Source organism: Rhodococcus sp. Z13_19A (assembly GCF_058133575.1).
On the sequence record NZ_JBYUNN010000004.1, the window covers coordinates 113,424 to 132,153 of the forward strand.

The window sequence follows — 18,730 nt, forward strand, 5'->3', positions numbered from 1 at the left end:
GGCGCGTGGCTCACGTTCCCGCAGTGCACCGGCTCACCCTCGACAACGGCCTGCGAGTTCTGCTCGCACCCGACCCGACCAGTCCCGTGGTGGCGGTCTCCGTCCACTACGACGTCGGGTTCCGCTCGGAGCCGGAGGGACGCACCGGCTTCGCCCACCTCTTCGAGCACCTGATGTTCCAGGGCAGCGAGAGCCTGCCCAAGCTGGAGCACTTCCGGGTGGTGCAGAGCTCGGGCGGGGTGTTCAACGGCTCCACCCACCCCGACTACACCGATTACTTCCAGGTGCTGCCCTCCGCCGCGCTGGAGCGGGCCCTGTTCCTGGAGGGCGACCGCATGCGCGCGCCCAAGATCACCCCGGAGAACCTGGCCAACCAGGTGGAGGTGGTCAAGGAGGAGATCCGGCTCAACGTCCACAACCGCCCCTACGGCGGCCTGCCCTGGATCCTGCTGCCGCCGGTGCTGTTCGACACCTTCCCCAACGCCCACAACGGCTACGGCGACTTCAGCCACCTGGAGGAGGCGACGGTCGAGGACTGCGCGGCCTTCTTCGACACCTACTACGCCCCGGCCAACGCAGTGCTCACCGTGGCCGGCGACTTCGAGGTGGAGCGCGCCACCGAGCTGGTGCACAAGCACCTCGGCGACGTCCCCGCCCGCCCCCGCCCGCAGCGCCCCAGCTTCGCCGAGCCGGCGCTGACCGCCGAGGAGTGGGCCGTGCACGAGGACCGCCACGCTCCGCTGCCCGCCCTGGCCGTGGGCTACCGGCTGCCCGACCCGGCCACCGACCTGGACGGCTACCTGGCCGCAGTGGTGCTGGGCGCGGTGCTCACCGACGGCGACTCCGCCCGGCTGCAGCGAACCCTGGTGCAGCGCGACGGCCTGGTCGCCGACATCTCCGCCGGCTGCGGCCTCTTCGGCGATCCGCTGGACGCCCGCGACCCCGACCCGTTCGTCATCACCGCGGTGCACGCCCCGGAGGCCAGCACCCGCCAGGTGCTCGACGCGGTGGACACCGAGGTCGCCGAGCTGGCCCGCACCGGTCCGTCGGCGCCCGAGCTGGCCGGGGTGCAGGCGCGCTGGCGGGCCGGCGCGCACCGCGAGCGCGACCGCCTGGTCTCCCGCACCCTCGACCTCGGCTCCACCGAGCTGCTGTTCGCCCGCCCCGAGCTGGCCGCCGAGCTGCCCGACCTGATCGCCGCGGTCACCGCCGAGCAGGTGGCCGCCGCCGCCGCGGCACTGACCCCCGGCGCGCGCGCCGTCCTCGAAGTGAAGCCAGGAGCCGACCAGTGACCAGCCCCGCCCGCACCGCCGAGCAGATCGCCACCACCGCGCTGGGTCCCCGCGCGCTGCCCGAGCTGGGCGAGCAGCGCGCCGCCGCCGAGCGCGCGCAGGTCGAGACCGTGCTGGACAACGGCCTGCGGGTGCTCGCCGTGCAGAACACCTCGGTGCCGATGGTGGAGATCCGCCTCGGCGTGCCCTTCGCCGGCAGCGAGCCCACCCACCCGGCGCGGGCCGAGGTGCTCAGCGCCGCGCTGTTCGCCGGCACCGACCGCCGCGACCGCTACCAGGTGGACACCGAGCTGGCCGCCGTCGGTGCCGACCTCTCCGCCGGTGTGGACCCCGAGCACCTCGCGGTGGACGGCTCCGTGCTGGCCGAGGGGCTGCCGGTGCTGCTGGACGTGCTCGCCGACGTGCTCACCGGCGCCACCTACCCCGACCGCGAGGTCGACGGCGAGCGCAGCCGGCTGGTGGAGCGGCTGGAGGTCGCCCGCTCCCAGCCCGGCGTCCTCGCGCGGGAAGCGCTGCTGCACCGGGCCTTCGGTGATCACCCCTCGGCCAACGAGGTGCCCCAGGCCGAGGACGTCGCCGCGGTCACCGCCGAGCAGGTGCGCCAGCTGCACGCCCAGGCCGTGGTGCCCCGGGGGTCGCTGCTGGTGCTGGTGGGTGACCTCGACCCGGAGGACGCGGTGGCGCAGGTGCGCAGCGCGCTCGCCGGCTGGACCTCCGAGGCCACCGCTGCGGTGCTGCCGCCGTGGCCGGCCATCGCCCCGGCCGACGTGCTGCTGGTGGACCGCCCGGGCGCGGTGCAGTCGCAGATCCGGCTGGTCACGCAGGGCGTGTCCCGGCTGGACGAGACCTACCCGGCCGCGCAGCTGGCCAACCTGGTCTTCGGCGGCTACTTCTCCTCCCGGCTGATGGAGAACGTCCGCGAGGACAAGGGCTACACCTACGGCGCCTCCTCGGGCATGGAGACCTCCTCGGCCGGGGCCATCCTGTCGGTGTCGCTGGACACGTCGCGGGAGACCACCGCCGCCGCGCTGATGGAGACCACCTACGAGCTCAGCCGCGTGGTGCACGTGCCGCCGACGGACGCCGAGATCGCCTCCGCCCGGCAGTACGCCATCGGGGCGCTGTCCATCTCGCTGTCCACCCAGAGCGGGCTGGCCTCCACGCTGGCCCGGCTGCTGCCGCTGGGCGTGGACGCCGACTGGGTGCGCACCCACCCGCTGCGCCTGGCCGAGGTGAGCAACGACGACGTGCGGGCGGCCGCCGCGCGGATGTTCGGCCCCGGCCGCTTCACCGGCATCGTGCAGTGCGACGTGGCCACCATCGGCGCCGACCTCGGCACGCTGGGCTCGGTCGAGCTGCCCGCTGCTCGATGAGCGACTTCCAGCTGAGCGAGCCGCCGATGCTCGCCCGCGACACGCTGGTGCGCGACGAGCTGGTGCGGGTGGACGACGAGCGGCTGCGGTCGGGCTGGCAGAGCGCGGCGCTGCTGCGGGTGGATCCCCGCGGGCACGCCGCGGTGCACGACGGGGCGCTGCAGCTCGGTCGCGCCACCGAGATCGCCGCCCAGCCCCCGGCGGACGCGGTGCTGCTGGGCAGCGGGATGGTCACCGACGGACGGGTGGTGGCCGGCTCATCAGTGCTTGCTGCCGGGGACGCTGCCGCGGCGACTGACGTCTGGGCGGTGACAGTGCCGTACCTGCCCGCCCCCGCCGGTGGTGGCCGGGTGGAGACGGTGGACCTGCGGATGGGCGGGGCCGACCTGGCACCCACCGAGGCGAGCATGCTGGCCACGGCCACCGCGCTGCTCGGCTGGCACGCCCGCACCAGCTTTTGTGCGGTGTGCGGAGCGACCATGCTGGCCCATGCTGCCGGGTGGGCGCGCCGCTGCGAGGCGCACGGGCACGAGGAGTACCCGCGCACCGACCCGGCCGTCATCTGCCTGGTGCACGACGGCGCCGACCAGGTGCTGCTGGGCCGGCAGCCGTCCTGGCCCGAGGGCCGGTTCTCGGTGCTCGCCGGGTTCGTGGAGGCGGGGGAGTCGCTGGAGGCGTGCGTGCGCCGCGAGGTGTGCGAGGAGGTGGGCGCCACGGTCAGCGACGTGCGCTACCTGGGCAGCCAGCCGTGGCCGTTCCCGCGCTCGATCATGCTGGGCTTCGCCGCGGTGGCCGACTCCGCGCAGCCGGTGGTGCCGCGGGAGGGGGAGATCGCCGAGGCCGCCTGGTTCACCCGGGAGGAGATCAAGGCCGCGCTGGCGGCCGGGCACTGGGCCAGCGCCCCGACGGCCGAGCTGCCGCTGCTGCTGCCGGGCGCGGTGTCCATCGCCCGCGGGATGCTGGAGTCCTGGGCCGAGGCATGAAAAACCCGGCGCCTGGTGATCAGGCGCCGGGCTTCTCGGGAAGCGAGGGTCAGGCGGCGGCGAGCTTGGCCTGCACCTCGGCGAAGGAGGGGTTGGTCGCGGCAGTGCCGTCGGGGAACACCACGGTGGGCACCACCTGGTTGCCGCCGTTGACGCCCTCCACGAACTTCGCGGCCGCGGGGTCGGCCTCGATGTCGATCTCGGTGTAGCCCACCCCCGCCTCGTCGAGCTGCATCTTCAGTCGGCGGCAGTAGCCGCACCACGCGGTCGAGTACATCGTCAGTTCACCCATGGCCGGAACAACACCGGCAGACGGCATTTGCTTCCCGGCCCGCACCGCCGCCCGGTACCGGAGCCTGCGCCACCGCCTCAGCCACCTCACCCGGGCACGGTAGCGCGCCGAGGCGGACACCCGGAGGGGTGCCGTGCGTGTCGGTGCGGGCTGAGAGGATGGCAGGCATGCCAGACAGTGCCCAGCCCGCCACCTCCGCCCAGCCCAGCGACGTCGCGGCGGTGCTGGACGGCCTGGACGAGCAGCAGCAGGCGGCGGTCGCGGCGCCCCGCGGGCCGGTGTGCGTGCTGGCCGGCGCGGGTACCGGCAAGACCCGCACCATCACCCGCCGCATCGCGCACCTGGTGGAGCACGGGCACACCTCCCCGGGGCAGGTGCTGGCCGTCACGTTCACCTCCCGCGCCGCCGGCGAGATGCGCACCCGGCTGCGCGGGCTGGGCATCGGCGGGGTGCAGGCGCGCACCTTCCACGCCGCCGCGCTGCGCCAGCTGCGCTACTTCTGGCCGCAGGTGGTGGGCGACACCCCGTGGGAGCTGCTGGACCGCAAGTTCTCCCTGGTCGGGCAGGCCGCCAGCCGGGTCGGCGCCAAGACCAGCACCGAGAACGTGCGCGACCTGGCCGGGGAGATCGAGTGGGCCAAGGCCACGCTCATCGCGCCGGAGGACTACCCGGCCGCCGCCGTGCGCGCCCGCCGCGACCCACCGGGCTCGGCCGAGCAGGTCTCCGCGGTCTACGCCGGCTACGAGGCGCTCAAGGCCCGCAGCGGACAGCTGGACTTCGACGACCTGCTGCTGCACACCGCCGCCGCCCTGGAGGAGCACTCCGCGGTGGCCGAGGAGTTCCGCGACCGCTACCGCTGCTTCGTGGTGGACGAGTACCAGGACGTCACCCCGCTGCAGCAGCGCGTGCTCGACGCGTGGCTGGGCGAGCGCGACGACCTCACCGTGGTGGGCGACGCCAACCAGACCATCTACTCCTTCACCGGCGCCACCCCGCGCTACCTGCTGGACTTCTCCCGGCGCTTCCCCGAGGCCACCGTGGTGCGCCTGGAGCGCGACTACCGCTCCACCCCGCAGGTGGTCTCGCTGGCCAACCGGGTGATCGGTGCGGCCAAGGGGCGGGTGGCCGGCAGCCGGCTGCAGCTGATCGGGCAGCGACCCAACGGGGTGGAGCCGCACTTCTCCGAGCACGACGACGAGTCCGCCGAGGCCACCGCGGTGGCGGCGCGCATCAAGAAGCTGATCGAGGCGGGCACCCCGGCCGCGGAGATCGCGGTGCTCTACCGCATCAACGCCCAGTCGGAGGTGCACGAGCAGGCGCTCACCGAGCTGGGCATCCCGTACCAGGTGCGCGGCGGTGACCGCTTCTTCGAGCGGCCCGAGGTGCGCCAGGCGGTGCAGGTGCTGCGCAAGGCCGAGCAGAACGGGGTGGGCCAGGCCGGCGGTGCTGGCGAGGCAGGAGACGACCCGGTGGACCTCATCGCCCTGGTGCGCGCCCTGCTGGAGCCGGTGGGCCTCACCGCGCAGGCCCCTTCGGGTGGCAACGCCCGCGACCGGTGGGAGTCGCTGCTGGCGCTGGTGCAGGTGGCCGAGGAGCTGGTGGCCCACGAGCCCCGGGCCGGGCTGGGGCGGCTGATCAGCGAGCTGGCCAGCCGCGCGGAGTCGCGGCACCCGCCGGTGGTGCAGGGCGTGACGCTGTCCTCGCTGCACGCCGCCAAGGGCCTGGAGTGGGACGCGGTGTTCCTGGTGGGCCTGGTGGAGGGCACGCTGCCCATCCAGCACGCCCTGGGCGAGGGTGGCGCGGCCGAGGAGGCCGCGGTGGAGGAGGAGCGGCGGCTGCTCTACGTGGGCGTCACCCGCGCCCGCGAGGTGCTCTGCCTGTCCTGGGCGCTGTCCCGCAACCCCGGTGGGCGCAAGAGCCGGCGCCGCTCCCGCTTCCTGCAGGGCCTGGTGCCCGCCGACTCCCCGGCGGCGCGCACGCCGAGTCGTCCCGAGCAGGGTTCGCGCAGCAACCGCAAGCGCGCGGTGTGCCGGGTGTGCAACGCCGTGCTCACCGGCACCCTGTCGGTCAAGCTGGGCCGGTGCGAGGACTGCCCCTCCGACCTCGACGACGAGCTGCTCGAGGCGCTGAAGGACTGGCGGCGCGAGCGGTCGGCAGAGCTGAAGGTGCCTGCCTACGTGGTGTTCACCGACGCCACCCTCACCGCCATCGCCGAGCAGCAGCCCACCACCGACGCCGCGCTGGTGGCCATCCCCGGCATCGGCGCGGCCAAGCTGGAGCGCTTCGGCGCCGAGGTGCTGGGCCTGGTCAAGGCCGACCGCTCCACCAGCGACGCCTGAGCGGGCAAAACCGCAGGTCATAAATGGGTTGTGAGCCCGCGCACCCCTGGCATAGCCTTCTCCGCAGCACCACGGCACGACAGCACCAGGACGAGACCAGCGCGAACGACGAGCAGCGATGAGCAGGACGAGGGAGGTGGCGACGATGGACAACACCACGATGGCCCGCACCCGTGGGGCAGCGGCACGTGTCGGCGCCGCGTTCCCGTGCGCCGCACCGTCCGCCAACCGGCGCAACCGTCGCGCGCCCGTCGCCTGGAGTGACTCCTAGCAGTCTCCCTGCTCCTCCAGACCACGGCCCCGCAGCGCGCGGACCGTGGTCTTTTTGTGCACCGCACTCGGTGACGACCCCGGCCGCACGCACTCGCCGCCCCGTCCCGACAGCACTGGCTAGTGCTCACTGAAGAGAAGGACTCCTCAGGTGTCTCCCGTCAGCACCCCCACCCGCCCCCGCAGCCGACAGCGGTCCCTGCCGCCGCCGGAGGCCCGGCAGGAGGAGATCGACACCCTGCCGTTGCCGTGCCGCCACGCCGACGCCGACCTCTGGTTCGCCGAGAGCCCCACCGACGTCGAGCACGCCAAGACCCTGTGCGGGCACTGCCCACTGCGGCAGCGCTGCCTGGCCGACGCGCTCGACCGGGCCGAGCCCTGGGGCGTCTGGGGCGGCGAGCTGCTCCAGCACGGCTGCGTCGTCAGCCGCAAGCGGCCCCGTGGCCGCCCCCGCAAGCACCCCGCGCCGAGAGAGGCGTCGTGAACATCGTCGCGGGCACCGAGATCCCCACCGTGCGGACTCGTGCGGAGCAGCACAACGCGCTGCACCTGGTGGAGCTGCGCCACCAGGCGAACCAGCTGCGGCAGGAGGCGCGGCAGCTGCGCCGGCAGGCCCGGGCGCTGCGCAGGCAGGCGCGGCAGCTCCACCGGACGCCCTGGCTGGGCGCGGTCGGTCGCCTGGGCTAGTGCGGGGCTACTCCTCAGCGGCGCCGGGCTGCCACTCCTGCACGATGGCCCGGAAGGGGGCCTCGGCGTCTAGCTGGCAGAGGATGCCGATGGAGCCCAGCGTCACGCGGTGGATCAGCAGGTACTGCGGGGGCAGGTTGAGCGAGCGGGCCAGCTGGAACTCATCGCTGTGCACGTCGCTCACCCGCTCGGCCTGGCCCTGCATCCAGCGCCGGGTGAAGTGGAACGTCTCCTCCTGCATGGGCTCCACGAACGGCCGCAGGTAGCCGAGCACCTCGGCGGGGTCGAGGTCGGCGCTGCGCGGCACGAAGCGCTCCTCGCGGAGCATCTCCATCAGCTCATCGGGCTTGTCGTCGATGGCCAGGCGGATCATCCGCCCGAACGTCACGGGCAGGCCGTCGGGCAGGCGGGCCACCGCGCCGAAGTCGATGACGCCCATCCGGTTGTCCGGCAGCAGCAGGTAGTTGCCCGGGTGCGGGTCGGAGTGCAGCAGCCCGGCGCGGGCAGGGGAGGAGAAGTGGAACAGCGCCAGCAGCCGGCCCATCTCGTTGCGCTGCTCCGGGGTGCCCTCGGCGATGACGGTGGACAGCCCGGTGCCCTCCACCCACTCGGAGACGATCACCTTGGGGGCGCTGGCCACCACCTTGGGCACCATGAAGTCGGGGTCGCCGTCGTAGGCGGCAGCGAAGGCGCGCTGGTTGTCGGCCTCGGCCCGGTAGTCGAGCTCCTCCTCCATGCGCTCGCGGAGCTCGTCGATGAGCGGCCGCACCTGCATGCCGGGGATCACCGACTGGAACATCCGGCCGAAGCGCTGCAGCTGGCGCAGGTCCGAGCGCAGGGCCACGTCGGCGCCGGGGTACTGGATCTTGACGGCGACCTCGCGGCCGTCGTGCCACACCCCGCGGTGCACCTGGCCGATGCTGGCGGCGGCGGCGGCGACGTCGTCGAAGGACTGGAAGCGCTCCCGCCAGCCGGTGCCCAGCTGCTCGGCCAGCACCTTGTGCACGGTGGCGGCGGGCATCGGCGGCGCGCTCGCCTGCAGCTTGGTCAGCGCCTCCCGGTAGGGCCCGGCCATCTCGTCGGGCACCGCGGCCTCGAAGACGCTGAGCGCCTGGCCGAACTTCATCGCCCCGCCCTTGAGCTCGCCCAGCACGGCGAACAGCTGCTCGGCGGTCTTGGCGCTCAGCTCGGCGCCGACGTCCTCGCTGCTCCGACCGGCCAGCCGCTTTCCCCATCCTGCGGCGGTTCGTCCGGCAAAGCCGATGGGCAAGCTGGCCAGCTTCGCGGTGCGGGCAGCGCTGCTACGAGGGATGTCGGACACCGTCACATTGTCGCCGATTGCCGTCCGGCGTGTGGGCTTCGGGCTCGGCAAGTCTTAATTCATGTGCGCCACAAGGGCAATCGGGGTGCGGACGCCACACGCGGCGGGTGGTTTCGGCCCGGTGGACGTCCACGGTGATGGTGGCGCCCAGCGTCGGGGGCGGGCCGGTGGTGGCGGTGGCGGGCTCGGTGAGGTGCTCCAGCTGACCCAGCGCCACCCCCGCGGTGGCCCGCACCGCCGCCGGGCTGCCGTGCCCGGCCTGGCCGTGCAGCTGCGCCGCCAGGGCGGGCCAGTGCTGGTCCCGGTCGGTGCGGTGCAGGTCGGCGCAGCGCAGGCAGCTGGTGCGTCCCGGCAGCACCAGCGGTCCCACCAGGCCGCGCCCGTCGCGCAGCCGCACCGACAGGTGCGCCACCTGGGCCTGCACCAGCTCCGCGGCCAGGCACGGGTCGGCCACCAGGGTGTCGGCCAGCACCACCACTCCCGCGGTGCGGATCCAGCCGCGGGGCAGCCCGGGCCAGCGGGTCGAGCGGCTGGGCGGGTGCCCGGCCAGCGCGAGCGCGTCGGCCACGGCGTCGCTGATCGGGCCCTGGCCGTGCACGTGCACCGGGACGGGGTTGGCCGCGCTCGGTCGACCGGTGACGGTGAGCATCCCGGCCTGGTCGAGCTCGTCCAGCAGCCGGTGCAGCTCGGGCTCGGTCAGGCCCGCGTGCGCGGCGGCCTCGCCCAGCTCGGCCACGGTGCGGCTGCCGTCCAGGCCGTTGAGCAGCTCCGCCAGCGGCTGGGCGTCGGACGCCCGGCTGGCCTGCACCAGCACCGCGCGCTCGGGGTCCCAGCCCAGCTGCACCTGGCCGCCGGGGCGGGTGAGCACCCGCACGGTGAGGTCGAGCACGGGGCGGGCGGTACGGGTGATGGCGCTGTGGGTGGTGGCAGTGGTCGTCATGGCGGCCACTCTGCGCCGCCCAGCCCCCGCCTCGGGCCGGGTTCGCGCAGCTGTGGACAGCGGTCAGGGCTGGGTGGGGAAGACGGTGACACTGACCTCGGTGGCTCCCGGCTCGGCGGCCAGCTCCAGCACCGCGGCGTTGGGCGCGGAGACCACCCGCGCGCCCACTGCGCTCACCCGGTAGCCGGTCGGGTACTGCCCGGCCGGGGTGGCCACCGTGCTGCGGGCGCCGGCGGCGAAGGCGCCGGATCCGTCGGCGCGGGCGGTGCTGTAGCGCAGCGACAGGGTGTGGCCGGCGCGGTCGAAGGCGTAGCCCAGCGGGGTGCCGGCGAGGGCCCGGGGGTGCGGCACCGACAGCAGCGCCAGCTTCTCCGCCCGCACGTTGGCGCCGGTGGGTGGCTCGGCGGGATCCTCCACCACCCCCTGCTCAGCCAGGTCGGCGGTGGTGGGGTCGTTGCAGCCGCAGTAGGCCCAGTACTGCCAGCCCACCATCGCCGCCGCCGCCCGGTCGATCACCCCGGTGAGCACGTCGGGCTTGCTGGTGGCGCCGAACTCGGTGACCAGCAGCGCCGCCCCGGTGGCCCGGGAGTACGCGTCGGCGTTGGCGTGCACCAGGGGGTCGAAGTACCCGCAGCCGGCGTCGGCACCGGTGACGAAGGTGACCGGGCAGTACAGGTGGTACGACAGCCCCTGGTTGGCCACCCCGGGGTTGCCGGTGACCATCGGCGCGCCCGCGCTGGCCAGCGAGAACGGCTCCGTGAACACCAGGGTGTGCGGGTCCTGGGCGCGGATGGCCGCCCCCACCCGCTGGTGCAGGGCGGTGAGCCCGGCCGCCGAGCTGGGGCAGGTGGCCAGCACGCAGCCCAACCACTGCGAGCCGGGCCAGGGCTCGTTGAGCACGTCGTAGCCCAGCACCCCGGGGCGTCCGGCGAAGCGCGCCGCCACGTGCCCCCACGCCGCGGCGAAGCGGTCCTGCAGGCCCACGCCGCCGGGGCCGGGGTCGTTGGCCAGGAAGTGGTCGTAGGCGCGGATGAGCGCCGGCTGCAGGAACTGGTTGGTGGGAAAGCCCAGCTGCGGCCAGGCGGGCAGCCCGTCGTCGAGCACCGCCCAGTCGGGGGCGAACTCACCCTGGAAGCGCTCGTTGTACATGTCCTGGTGCATGTCCAGCAGCGAGGTGACGCCGTGCCGGGCCAGGGTGTCCACGGTGGCGGCGATGCGGTCGAGGTAGGCGTCGTCGTAGCGGCCGGGCTCGGGCTCCACGGCCTTCCAGATCACCCCGACCCGGACGCTGTCGAAGCCGTGAGCGGCGAGGAAGGCGGCGTCGGCGTCGTCGAAGCCCACCGCGTCCGGGGCGTAGGGGGCGCGCTTGTTCACCATGTTCACGCCGCTGGTGATGAGCACCCGGCCGTCGGCGTCCAGGATCCAGCGGCCCGCCACGCCGTAGGGGCCGGGGCCGGGCAGGGTTGTCGAGGCGGCTGGTTCGGGCGCCGCGACTGCGGGCGTGCCGGTACCCACCAGTGCGGCGGCGGCCAGCCCGAGGGCCAGCAGCGTCGCTGCGGATCGGCGCAATCCGGGGCGACGCACTGGAGTCAGGCTTTGCCGAGGATGCGGTTCATCTTGGTGCCGCACACCGGGCAGGTGCCCTTGGCCATGCGACGACCGTTGGTCTCGGTGACCTCGCCCTGGAAGTCCCGCTTCTCCCGACACTTGACGCAGTACCCGTTGTAGGTGTCGGCCATTGCGGCGCTCCTTCGTGGACCCTGGGTTGCACGGTCAGTAGCTGCGCACCTCGGAGAGTGTGGGTCTCTGAGCTGCGGGAACCGACGGTACCCACCACTCGTGGGCTCCGCACGGCGTAGCGGCGCCGGAGGTCCTGCCTGGGGACCTCGCTACGGTGGCACCCGTGCCAGCCGACCCCCACAGCTCCCCAGCACCGGCCGCCGGGTCAGCCGCACCCAAGGTGGAGGTGCGCCGCAGCGCCAAGCGTCGTCGCACCGTGAGCGTCCGCCGGGAGGGCGACACCGTGGTGGTGCTGGTGCCGGCGCGGCTGAGCAAGGCCGAGGAGGCCCGCTGGGTGGCCACCATGCTGGAGAAGCTGGAGCGCTCCGAGCGCCGCCGCGCCACCGGTACCCGACGCTCCGACGCCGACCTGGTGCGTCGCGCGGAGCAGCTCTCCGCGCGGTGGCTGGCGGGGACGGCGCGGCCGGCGGTGGTGCGCTGGGTGCCGGCGATGCGCACCCGGTGGGCGTCGTGCACCCCGGCCGATGCGTCCATCCGGGTGAGCGAGCGGCTGCGCACCGCCCCGGCCTGGGTGCTGGACTACGTGCTGGTGCACGAGCTGGCGCACCTGCTGGAGTCCGGCCACACGCCGCGCTTCTGGTCGCTGGTGCACCAGTACCCGCTCGCCGAGCGGGCCATCGGCTACCTGCAGGGCCTCTCCGCCGCCGAACACGCCGCGGTGAGCCAGCCGGGCGGAGGCCAGCCGGAGGACAGCGAGCCGGACGACGACGTGGCTGCGGCGCCGCCCGACGCGCTGGACTGAGCGGGGCAGGACCTACTTCTGCAGGTTCGGCCCGTCGCCGGTGTCGCCGTCGTCCTCACCTGGCTCGTCCTTGCGGGCGGCCTCCTCGCTCTCCCGCGCCATGGTGCGCTCGAGCTCCTCCATGGGGTTGTCGGAGCCGGAGGTGCGGCTCATCAGGAAGCGCTCGGCGAAGGCCACCGGGTCGTCCAGGTCGTCGGAGCTGGGCAGCAGGTCAGGGTGCGCCCACACCGCGTCGCGGGTGGCGGCGTCGCTGCGCTCGGCGAGCACGCGCCACAGCTCGGCGGCCTCGCGCAGCCGCCGCGGCCGCAGCTCCAGGCCCACCAGGGTGGCGAAGGTCTGCTCGGCGGGGCCCCCGCTGGCGCGGCGGCGGCGCAGGGTCTCGCGCAGCGCGTCGGCGCCGGGCAGCCGGTTGTGCACCGCGTCGGACACCACGTGGTCCACCCAGCCCTCCACCAGCGCGAGCAGGGTCTCCAGCCGCTGCAGCGCGGCCTTCTGCGCGGGGGAGGTGGTGGGGCCGAAGGTGCCCTGGCTCAGCGCCTGCTCCAGCGCGGCCGGGTCGCCCAGGGTGGCCGGGTCGAGGTTGCGGGCCATCTCCTCCATCGCGGAGAAGTCCACGGTGATGCCGTTGGCGTACTCCTCCACGGTGGCGAGCATGCGCTGGCGCAGCCACGGCACGTGCGCGAAGAGGCGGTGGTGGGCGGCCTCGCGGGCGGCGAGGTAGACCATCACCTCGTGGTCGGGGCGGTCCAGTCCCTCGGTGAACGTGGCGATGGCCTGGGGCAGCAGCGCGGCGGTGCCCTCGGGGCCGAGCGGCAGCCCGATGTCGGTGGAGCTGAGGACCTCCTTGGACAGCTGGCCCAGCGCCTGGCCCAGCTGGGAGCCAAAGGCCATCCCGCCCATCTGGCTCATCATGCCCATCATCGGGCCGAGCATCTGCTTGGCCTCGTCGGGCAGCCCCTCCACCCAGGCGCCGGCCATCTTGGTGGCCACCGGGTCGCACAGCCGCTGCCAGGTGGGCATGGTGTTGCTGAGCCAGTCCTTGGCCGTCCACGCCGCGCCCTGGCGGAAGCCGGCGGGCAGCGGGGTGACGTCGTCCAGCCACAGCTCGGCCAGGCGCAGCGCGTCCCGCACGGCGTCGGACTCACCGGACTTGAGCGCGGGGACCGGGCCCAGCTGCTGCTCGGCGAGCTGGCGGGCGAGGTCGTAGTTGACCGGGCCGCTGGAGCTGCCGGCGTTGGCGAGCATCTGGCCGAACTGCGTCAGCATCTGTCCCAGGGCCGCGGGGTCGAAGCCACCCGCGCCGCCGCCACCGAAGCCGAAGGGGTTGTCCGAGGATCGCTTGCCGCGCTCGTCGTCGTCGCCCGAGTCGTCACCGGAGCCGGAGAAGCCGAAGGGGAGATTACTCATGGGTCAACGGTACCCGGCAGCAGTCGCCGGTTCCGCACCATCGGGGCACGCTCTGGGCGAACACGACCCCTGACCACACCGGCGCGCGGACCGGACGGGCTTGCCGGAGCGGGCCGGCCAGGACCGGGCTCTACGCTGACCCCGTGACGCGTCGGACAACCACCCTCATTGTGGGGCTCGTGCTCATCGTCGTGCTGGGCGGGTTCGGGGGAGCGGTGCAGGTGCCCTACGTCGCGCTGGGCCCCGGACCGACGTTCAACACCCTCGGCGAGGTGGACGGCAAGCCGGTGGTGGAGGTGCAGGGCCGGGAGACCGCGCCCACCGAGGGCAACCTGAACATGACCACGGTCGCCGTCAACGACGGCATCAGCCTGTTCGGCGCGATCGGGCTGTGGGTGAGCGGGCGCTACGCACTGGTGCCGCGCGACCAGATCTACCCGCCGGAGAAGACCCGGGAGCAGGTGTCGCAGGAGAATGCCCAGGACTTCGCCGAGTCGGAGAACAACGCGGAGGCCGCGGCGCTGCTGTACCTGCAGGTGCCGACCAAGGTGACGGTGGGCGCGCTGACCCAGGGCTCACCGGCGGACGGGGTGCTGGCCGCGGGTGACCAGCTGGTGTCGGTCAACGGCAAGCCCGTGAGCACCGCCTACGAGACGCTGCAGGCGTTGAAGAACACCAAGGCAGGCGAGCGGGTGAGCGTCACCTACCGCCACGACGGCGGCCCGGAGACCTCGGCCACCATCACCCTGGCGCAGGGATCGGAGGACGAGGATCGCGGCTACATCGGGATCACCCCCGACACCACGCCGGATGCGCCCTTCACCATCGAGTTCAACCTCGCCGACATCGGCGGTCCCTCGGCGGGGCTGATGTTCGCCCTCGCCCTGGTGGACAAGCTGACCACCGGCACCCTCAACGGCGGCAAGTTCGTGGCCGGGACCGGCACCATCGACGGCGTCGGCAAGGTCGGTCCCATCGGTGGCATCCCGTTCAAGATGATCAAGGCCAAGGAGGCCGGGGCGACCACCTTCCTGGTGCCCCAGGCCAACTGCGCGGAGGCGCTGCAGCGGGTGCCCGAGGGCCTCGAGCTGATCAAGGTGGACACCCTGCGCACCGCGGTGGACGCGCTGAACACGGTCAACGCCGGCGGCCAGCCGCCGCGCTGCTGAGCGCCTTACTCCTCCAGGGTCGCCTGCAGGGCGGCCACCAGGTTCGGGGCCAGCTCGGGGTGCTCCAGCAGCTCGGGCTCGGCGTCGGGGTCGGCGGCCAGCTGGGCGGCGTCGGGGCGCAGCTGCAGCAGGCAGAGCGACTCCCCGCCGCGCAGCACCGCCGCCACCAGCCGAGCCTCCTGGCGCTCGGGGTGCTCGGCGGCCAGCTGCAGAGCCACCCGCTCGGCCTCGGCCTCGTCGGCGGTCTGCTCGGTCACCTGGTCCAGCTCGGCCTCGGCCTCCGGCGGCAGGATGAGGATCTCCTGCACCAGCACGCAGCCGGCGACGGCCTCCGGCCAGGTGATCCCGGCGAGTGCCTCGTCCAGCTCGGGGGAGCCGCCCTCGGTGCCGCCGGGCAAGGGCTCCTGGGCCACCGGGGTCAGCTCGGAGTCGCTGGACAGACCCTCGGCCAGGTCGGGCTCGCGCTCCAGGAGCTCGGCGGTGGGCACCAGGGCGAACAGCTGCGGCGGCTGGTCCCACCCGGCGTCGTCCACGAAGGCGACGACCTCGCGCACGCAGGTGGACAGGGCGGACGGTGACAGCAGGCTCATGGCCCCATGGTCCCAGGGTCGACGCGGGGCGGGCACCAGGGGCCGCTGCTGGGCCGGCTGCAGGCGGGGGACAAATCGGGCATCCGGGCCGCCGGAGGCGGGGGACAAATCGGGCACTGTGCAGCCCAGGGGCTTGCGCTGAGGGCGAAGCGGGCGGCTGAGACGCAGCATCGTCAGTAGACTGCGCGATATCACCGAATTGTCAGACCGGTGACACCACCCAGCGGCGCCCAGCGCCGTGCGACTGCTTGGAGTGTGGCTTCGTGGCCGTGCGCCCACCCACTGGTATGTCCGGATTGTCGAGAAGGAGTCGGTGGCTGTTGGCCGCCGGCGTCGTGCTGCTGGTGCTCGTCTTCGGTGGCTCCCGCTTCCTCAACACCTACATCGACTGGGAGTGGTTCGGTGCCCTCGGTTTCCGTGGGGTGTTCACCAAGGTCCTCATCACCAAGCTGGTGCTCTTCCTCGTCGTCGGGTTGTTCATCGGCGCGGTGACGTTCGGGGCGCTGTACCTGGCCTACCGCACCCGGCCGGTGTTCGTGCCGGTGTCCGGGCCGGACGACCCGATCGCCCGCTACCGCACCGCGGTGATGAGCCGGCTGAAGCTGTTCGGCATCGGCATTCCCGTGGTGGTCGGCGTCATCGCCGGTGCCGTGGGGCAGTCCGACTGGGCGCTGGTGCAGCTGTTCCTCAACGGCACCAGCTTCGGCCAGACCGACCCGCAGTTCGGGCTCGACCTCGGCTTCTACGCCTTTGACCTGCCCTTCTACCGCTTCCTCATCGACTGGGTCTTCGTCGCGGTGGTGCTCGCCTTCCTGGCCAGCCTGGTCACCCACTACCTGTTCGGCGGGCTGCGCCTGGCCGGCCGGGGTGGGCGGCTGACCACGGCGGCCCGGGTGCAGCTGGCGGTGCTGGCCGGCACCTTCGTGCTGGTCAAGGCCGTCGCCTACTTCTTCGACCGCTACGAGCTGCTCTCCAGCGACCGCAACCCGCAGTTCACCGGTGCCTCCTACACCGACCTGCACGCGGTGCTGCCGGCCAAGCTGATCCTGCTGTGCATCGCGGTGATCTGTGCCGCGGCGTTCTTCGCCGGCGTGGTGCTGCGCGACCTGCGGGTGCCGGCGCTGGCCACCGCGCTGCTGGTGTTCTCCTCCATCCTGGTGGGCGCGGCGTGGCCGGCCATCTTGCAGCAGTTCTCGGTCAACCCCAACGGCCCCGACCGGGAGGCGCAGTCGATCCAGCGCAACATCGACTCCACCCGGGCCGCCTACGGCATCACCGACGAGCAGGTGAACTACGTCGACTACCCGGGCACGGCCACGGTGGCGCCGTCGGACGTGGCCACCGACACCGCCACCATCTCCAACGTGCGGCTGCTCGACCCGACGGTGCTCTCCCGCACCTTCACCCAGCAGCAGCAGCTGAAGAACTTCTACGGCTTCCCGGACACGCTGTCGGTGGACCGCTACGAGACCGACGGCGAGCTGCGCGACTACATCGTCGCCGCCCGGGAGCTGGCGCCCAACGCGCTGACCGGCAACCAGGTCAACTGGGTGAACAAGCACACCGTCTACACCCACGGCAACGGCTTCGTGGCCGCGCAGGCCAACAAGGTCAACGCCGCGCTGACCGACGCCGGCACCGGCACCGGGGGCTACCCGGTGTACTCGGTGAGCGACCTCAACTCCAAGTCGCAGACCATCCCGGTGGACCAGCCGCGCATCTACTACGGCGAGCTGATCGGCAAGTCCAACCCTGACTACGCCATCGTCGGTGACGTCGAGGGTGCGGCGCCGCGGGAGTACGACACCGACTCCTCCAGCTTCACCTACGACGGCAAGGGCGGGGTGGACATCGGCAGCTGGGTGAACCGGCTGGCCTTCGCCGCCAAGTACGGCGAGCGCAACATCCTGTTCTCCAGCGCCGTCACCGACGAGTCCAAGATCATCTTCAACCGCGACCCCCGCGACCGCGTGCACGCTGTGGCGCCGTGGCTGACCACCAACAGCGAGACCTACCCGGCGGTGGTGGACGGGCGCATCCAGTGGATCGTGGACGGCTTCACCACGCTGGACTCCCTGCCCTACGCCCAGCGCACCTCCCTGGAGGCGGCGACGGCGGACAGCCTGGCGGCCTCGCCGGGCGTGCGGCAGGCGCCGGACAAGCAGGTGTCCTACATCCGCAACTCAGTGAAGGCCACCGTGGACGCCTACGACGGCACGGTGACGCTGTACGCCAACGACGACAAGGACCCCGTGCTCAAGGCGTGGCAGGGGGTGTTCCCGGGCGTGGTCAAGCCGGCCAGCGAGGTCTCCGACGAGCTGCGCTCGCACTTCCGCTACCCGGAGGACCTGTTCAAGGTGCAGCGCGACCTGCTCACCCGCTACAACGTGAGCGACCCCAAGGAGTTCTTCCAGAACAACGGCTTCTGGTCGGTTCCGGACGACCCGACGGTGGACAACAACAACGGCAAGGCGCCGCAGCCGCCGTACTACGTGCAGGCGGCTGATCCGCAGACCGGCAAGTCCTCGTTCCAGCTGACCAGTGCGCTGGTGGGGCTGAAGCGGGAGTTCCTGTCCGCGTACATGACGGCCAGCTCTGACCCGGACACTTACGGGCAGATCACCGTGCTCAAGCTGCCCACGGACACCCAGACGCAGGGTCCGCAGCAGGTGCAGAACTCGATGCTCTCGGCGCCGTCGGTGTCCAAGGAGCGCAACCTGCTGGGGCAGCAGTCCACCAAGATCGAGTACGGCAACCTGTTGACGCTGCCGGTGGGTCAGGGTGGCTTGCTGTACGTGGAGCCGCTCTACATCGAGCGCTCGGCGCAGAGCTCGTCCTTCCCGCAGCTGGCCCGCGTGCTGGTCAGCTACAACGGGCAGGTGGGCTATGCCTCGACGCTGTCGGAGGCGCTGGACCAGGTGTTCGGGGCCGGGGCTGGCTCGGGCACCACGGCGCCGGCCAACCCGACGCCAGGGGGTACGGCCACCGTGCCGTCCACGCAGGCACCCTCGACTGCGACACCTGCGCCCTCGGGGCAGAGCGTGGAGCAGGCGGTGACCAATCTGAACAACGCGCTGGCCGAGCTGAAGACGGCGCAGTCCAGCGGCGACTTCGGGCAGTTCGGCCAGGCGCTGACCAAGCTGGACGCAGCCGTGAAGGCGTACCAGCAGGCCAACGGCCAGGCGGCCACCGGGAGCGGGACCAGCGGCAACGGCACGTCGTCCGGCAACGGCGCGAGCGCACCGGCCACGTCGGCGCCCGCTCCGGCACCCCAGCCCGGCGGCTAACTACAGAGAGTGACGCAAGACATACTGGTTTGCCGGGTGCGGGATTTGCACCCGCACCCGGCAGCCCGGTAGTGTTCCTCTTGTCGGCAAGGAACGAATCAACACGCTGACAGCGACGCGGGGTGGAGCAGCTCGGTAGCTCGCTGGGCTCATAACCCAGAGGTCGCAGGTTCAAATCCTGCCCCCGCTACCACCGTGAAGATCCCCTCAAGCAATTCTTGAGGGGATCTTCGCTTTG

General features: G+C 72.8%; 16 protein-coding genes and 1 tRNA gene. 10 read left to right on the forward strand and 7 right to left on the reverse strand.

What is annotated here, in order from left to right; translation table 11 throughout:
- The first annotated feature begins 5 nt into the window (after window positions 1-5).
- Genes AC3YNX_RS15515 through nudC form a run of 3 tightly spaced genes read left to right on the forward strand, consistent with a single transcriptional unit; the run spans window position 6 to window position 3,648 of the window.
- Window positions 6-1,292 carry a M16 family metallopeptidase gene (locus AC3YNX_RS15515; protein ID WP_127783665.1) on the forward strand — a complete coding sequence of 429 codons (1,287 nt, stop codon included), beginning with the start codon at window positions 6-8 and terminating at the stop codon, window positions 1,290-1,292.
- Window positions 1,289-2,665 (forward strand): M16 family metallopeptidase, encoded by a 1,377-nt coding sequence (locus AC3YNX_RS15520; RefSeq protein WP_489996043.1) that lies wholly within the window; start codon window positions 1,289-1,291, stop codon window positions 2,663-2,665. Before AC3YNX_RS15515 ends, AC3YNX_RS15520 begins: the two co-directional genes overlap by 4 nt.
- Complete coding sequence (nudC, locus tag AC3YNX_RS15525) at window positions 2,662-3,648, forward strand: NAD(+) diphosphatase (protein WP_489996044.1); 987 nt, start codon at window positions 2,662-2,664, stop codon at window positions 3,646-3,648. Before AC3YNX_RS15520 ends, nudC begins: the two co-directional genes overlap by 4 nt.
- 49 nt (window positions 3,649-3,697) lie before the next feature.
- On the opposite strand, the gene AC3YNX_RS15530 is transcribed toward nudC, so the two are convergent.
- Complete coding sequence (locus AC3YNX_RS15530; RefSeq protein ID WP_489996045.1) at window positions 3,698-3,940, reverse strand: mycoredoxin; 243 nt, start codon at window positions 3,938-3,940, stop codon at window positions 3,698-3,700.
- Between the two features lie 167 nt (window positions 3,941-4,107).
- On the opposite strand from AC3YNX_RS15530, the gene AC3YNX_RS15535 reads away from it, so the two are divergent.
- The 3 genes from AC3YNX_RS15535 to AC3YNX_RS15545 all read left to right on the forward strand — a co-directional run bounded on the left by AC3YNX_RS15535 (window position 4,108) and on the right by AC3YNX_RS15545 (window position 7,236).
- Window positions 4,108-6,279 carry an ATP-dependent DNA helicase UvrD2 gene (locus AC3YNX_RS15535; protein WP_489996046.1) on the forward strand — a complete coding sequence of 724 codons (2,172 nt, stop codon included), beginning with the start codon at window positions 4,108-4,110 and terminating at the stop codon, window positions 6,277-6,279.
- Window positions 6,280-6,748: 469 nt separating this feature from the next.
- Window positions 6,749-7,033 (forward strand): WhiB family transcriptional regulator, encoded by a 285-nt coding sequence (locus AC3YNX_RS15540; RefSeq protein WP_489996281.1) that lies wholly within the window; start codon window positions 6,749-6,751, stop codon window positions 7,031-7,033.
- Window positions 7,030-7,236 carry a hypothetical protein gene (locus AC3YNX_RS15545; RefSeq protein ID WP_489996047.1) on the forward strand — a complete coding sequence of 69 codons (207 nt, stop codon included), beginning with the start codon at window positions 7,030-7,032 and terminating at the stop codon, window positions 7,234-7,236. The genes AC3YNX_RS15540 and AC3YNX_RS15545 overlap by 4 nt, the downstream gene beginning before the upstream one ends.
- A 7-nt stretch (window positions 7,237-7,243) precedes the next feature.
- Here AC3YNX_RS15545 and AC3YNX_RS15550 read toward each other — a convergent pair whose 3' ends face one another.
- The 4 genes from AC3YNX_RS15550 to AC3YNX_RS15565 form a co-directional block, all read right to left on the reverse strand.
- Window positions 7,244-8,557: an ABC1 kinase family protein gene (locus AC3YNX_RS15550; protein WP_489982685.1), complete on the reverse strand. Its 1,314-nt coding sequence runs from the start codon at window positions 8,555-8,557 to the stop codon at window positions 7,244-7,246.
- Window positions 8,538-9,497, reverse strand: coding sequence for a TOMM precursor leader peptide-binding protein (locus AC3YNX_RS15555; RefSeq protein ID WP_489996048.1), 960 nt, complete (start codon window positions 9,495-9,497; stop codon window positions 8,538-8,540). Before AC3YNX_RS15555 ends, AC3YNX_RS15550 begins: the two co-directional genes overlap by 20 nt.
- A gap of 63 nt (window positions 9,498-9,560) precedes the next feature.
- On the reverse strand, window positions 9,561-11,081 hold the full coding sequence (locus AC3YNX_RS15560; RefSeq protein ID WP_489996049.1) for a cellulase family glycosylhydrolase: 1,521 nt from the start codon (window positions 11,079-11,081) through the stop codon (window positions 9,561-9,563).
- Between the two features lie 5 nt (window positions 11,082-11,086).
- Window positions 11,087-11,236 carry a DUF5679 domain-containing protein gene (locus AC3YNX_RS15565; protein ID WP_164860650.1) on the reverse strand — a complete coding sequence of 50 codons (150 nt, stop codon included), beginning with the start codon at window positions 11,234-11,236 and terminating at the stop codon, window positions 11,087-11,089.
- A 164-nt stretch (window positions 11,237-11,400) separates the two neighbouring features.
- Between AC3YNX_RS15565 and AC3YNX_RS15570 the strand changes: the two genes are divergently transcribed.
- Complete coding sequence (locus AC3YNX_RS15570) at window positions 11,401-12,039, forward strand: M48 metallopeptidase family protein (RefSeq protein ID WP_489996050.1); 639 nt, start codon at window positions 11,401-11,403, stop codon at window positions 12,037-12,039.
- Between the two features lie 12 nt (window positions 12,040-12,051).
- Here the strand turns inward: AC3YNX_RS15570 and AC3YNX_RS15575 are convergent, their stop codons facing one another.
- Window positions 12,052-13,446 (reverse strand): zinc-dependent metalloprotease, encoded by a 1,395-nt coding sequence (locus tag AC3YNX_RS15575; protein ID WP_489996051.1) that lies wholly within the window; start codon window positions 13,444-13,446, stop codon window positions 12,052-12,054.
- A gap of 143 nt (window positions 13,447-13,589) precedes the next feature.
- Between AC3YNX_RS15575 and AC3YNX_RS15580 the strand changes: the two genes are divergently transcribed.
- Entirely contained in the window at window positions 13,590-14,615 is a 1,026-nt protein-coding gene (locus AC3YNX_RS15580; protein WP_489996052.1) for a YlbL family protein, read from the forward strand.
- 5 nt (window positions 14,616-14,620) lie between these two features.
- Here AC3YNX_RS15580 and AC3YNX_RS15585 read toward each other — a convergent pair whose 3' ends face one another.
- Entirely contained in the window at window positions 14,621-15,205 is a 585-nt protein-coding gene (locus AC3YNX_RS15585) for a PPA1309 family protein (protein WP_489996053.1), read from the reverse strand.
- 263 nt (window positions 15,206-15,468) lie between these two features.
- On the opposite strand from AC3YNX_RS15585, the gene AC3YNX_RS15590 reads away from it, so the two are divergent.
- Window positions 15,469-18,492 (forward strand): UPF0182 family protein, encoded by a 3,024-nt coding sequence (locus AC3YNX_RS15590; RefSeq protein ID WP_489996054.1) that lies wholly within the window; start codon window positions 15,469-15,471, stop codon window positions 18,490-18,492.
- Between the two features lie 116 nt (window positions 18,493-18,608).
- A tRNA-Met gene (locus AC3YNX_RS15595) sits at window positions 18,609-18,685 on the forward strand.
- Window positions 18,686-18,730: the final 45 nt, after the last annotated feature.

What these genes read in the sequence shown, in the direction of transcription:
- AC3YNX_RS15555 (WP_489996048.1), bottom strand. Translation starts at nt 9,497, where the DNA reads ATGACGACCACTGCCACCACCCACAGCGCCATCACCCGTACCGCCCGC.
- AC3YNX_RS15535 (WP_489996046.1), top strand. Translation starts at nt 4,108, where the DNA reads ATGCCAGACAGTGCCCAGCCCGCCACCTCCGCCCAGCCCAGCGACGTC.
- AC3YNX_RS15530 (WP_489996045.1), bottom strand. Translation starts at nt 3,940, where the DNA reads ATGGGTGAACTGACGATGTACTCGACCGCGTGGTGCGGCTACTGCCGC.
- nudC (WP_489996044.1), top strand. Translation starts at nt 2,662, where the DNA reads ATGAGCGACTTCCAGCTGAGCGAGCCGCCGATGCTCGCCCGCGACACG.
- AC3YNX_RS15585 (WP_489996053.1), bottom strand. Translation starts at nt 15,205, where the DNA reads ATGAGCCTGCTGTCACCGTCCGCCCTGTCCACCTGCGTGCGCGAGGTC.
- AC3YNX_RS15575 (WP_489996051.1), bottom strand. Translation starts at nt 13,446, where the DNA reads ATGAGTAATCTCCCCTTCGGCTTCTCCGGCTCCGGTGACGACTCGGGC.
- AC3YNX_RS15565 (WP_164860650.1), bottom strand. Translation starts at nt 11,236, where the DNA reads ATGGCCGACACCTACAACGGGTACTGCGTCAAGTGTCGGGAGAAGCGG.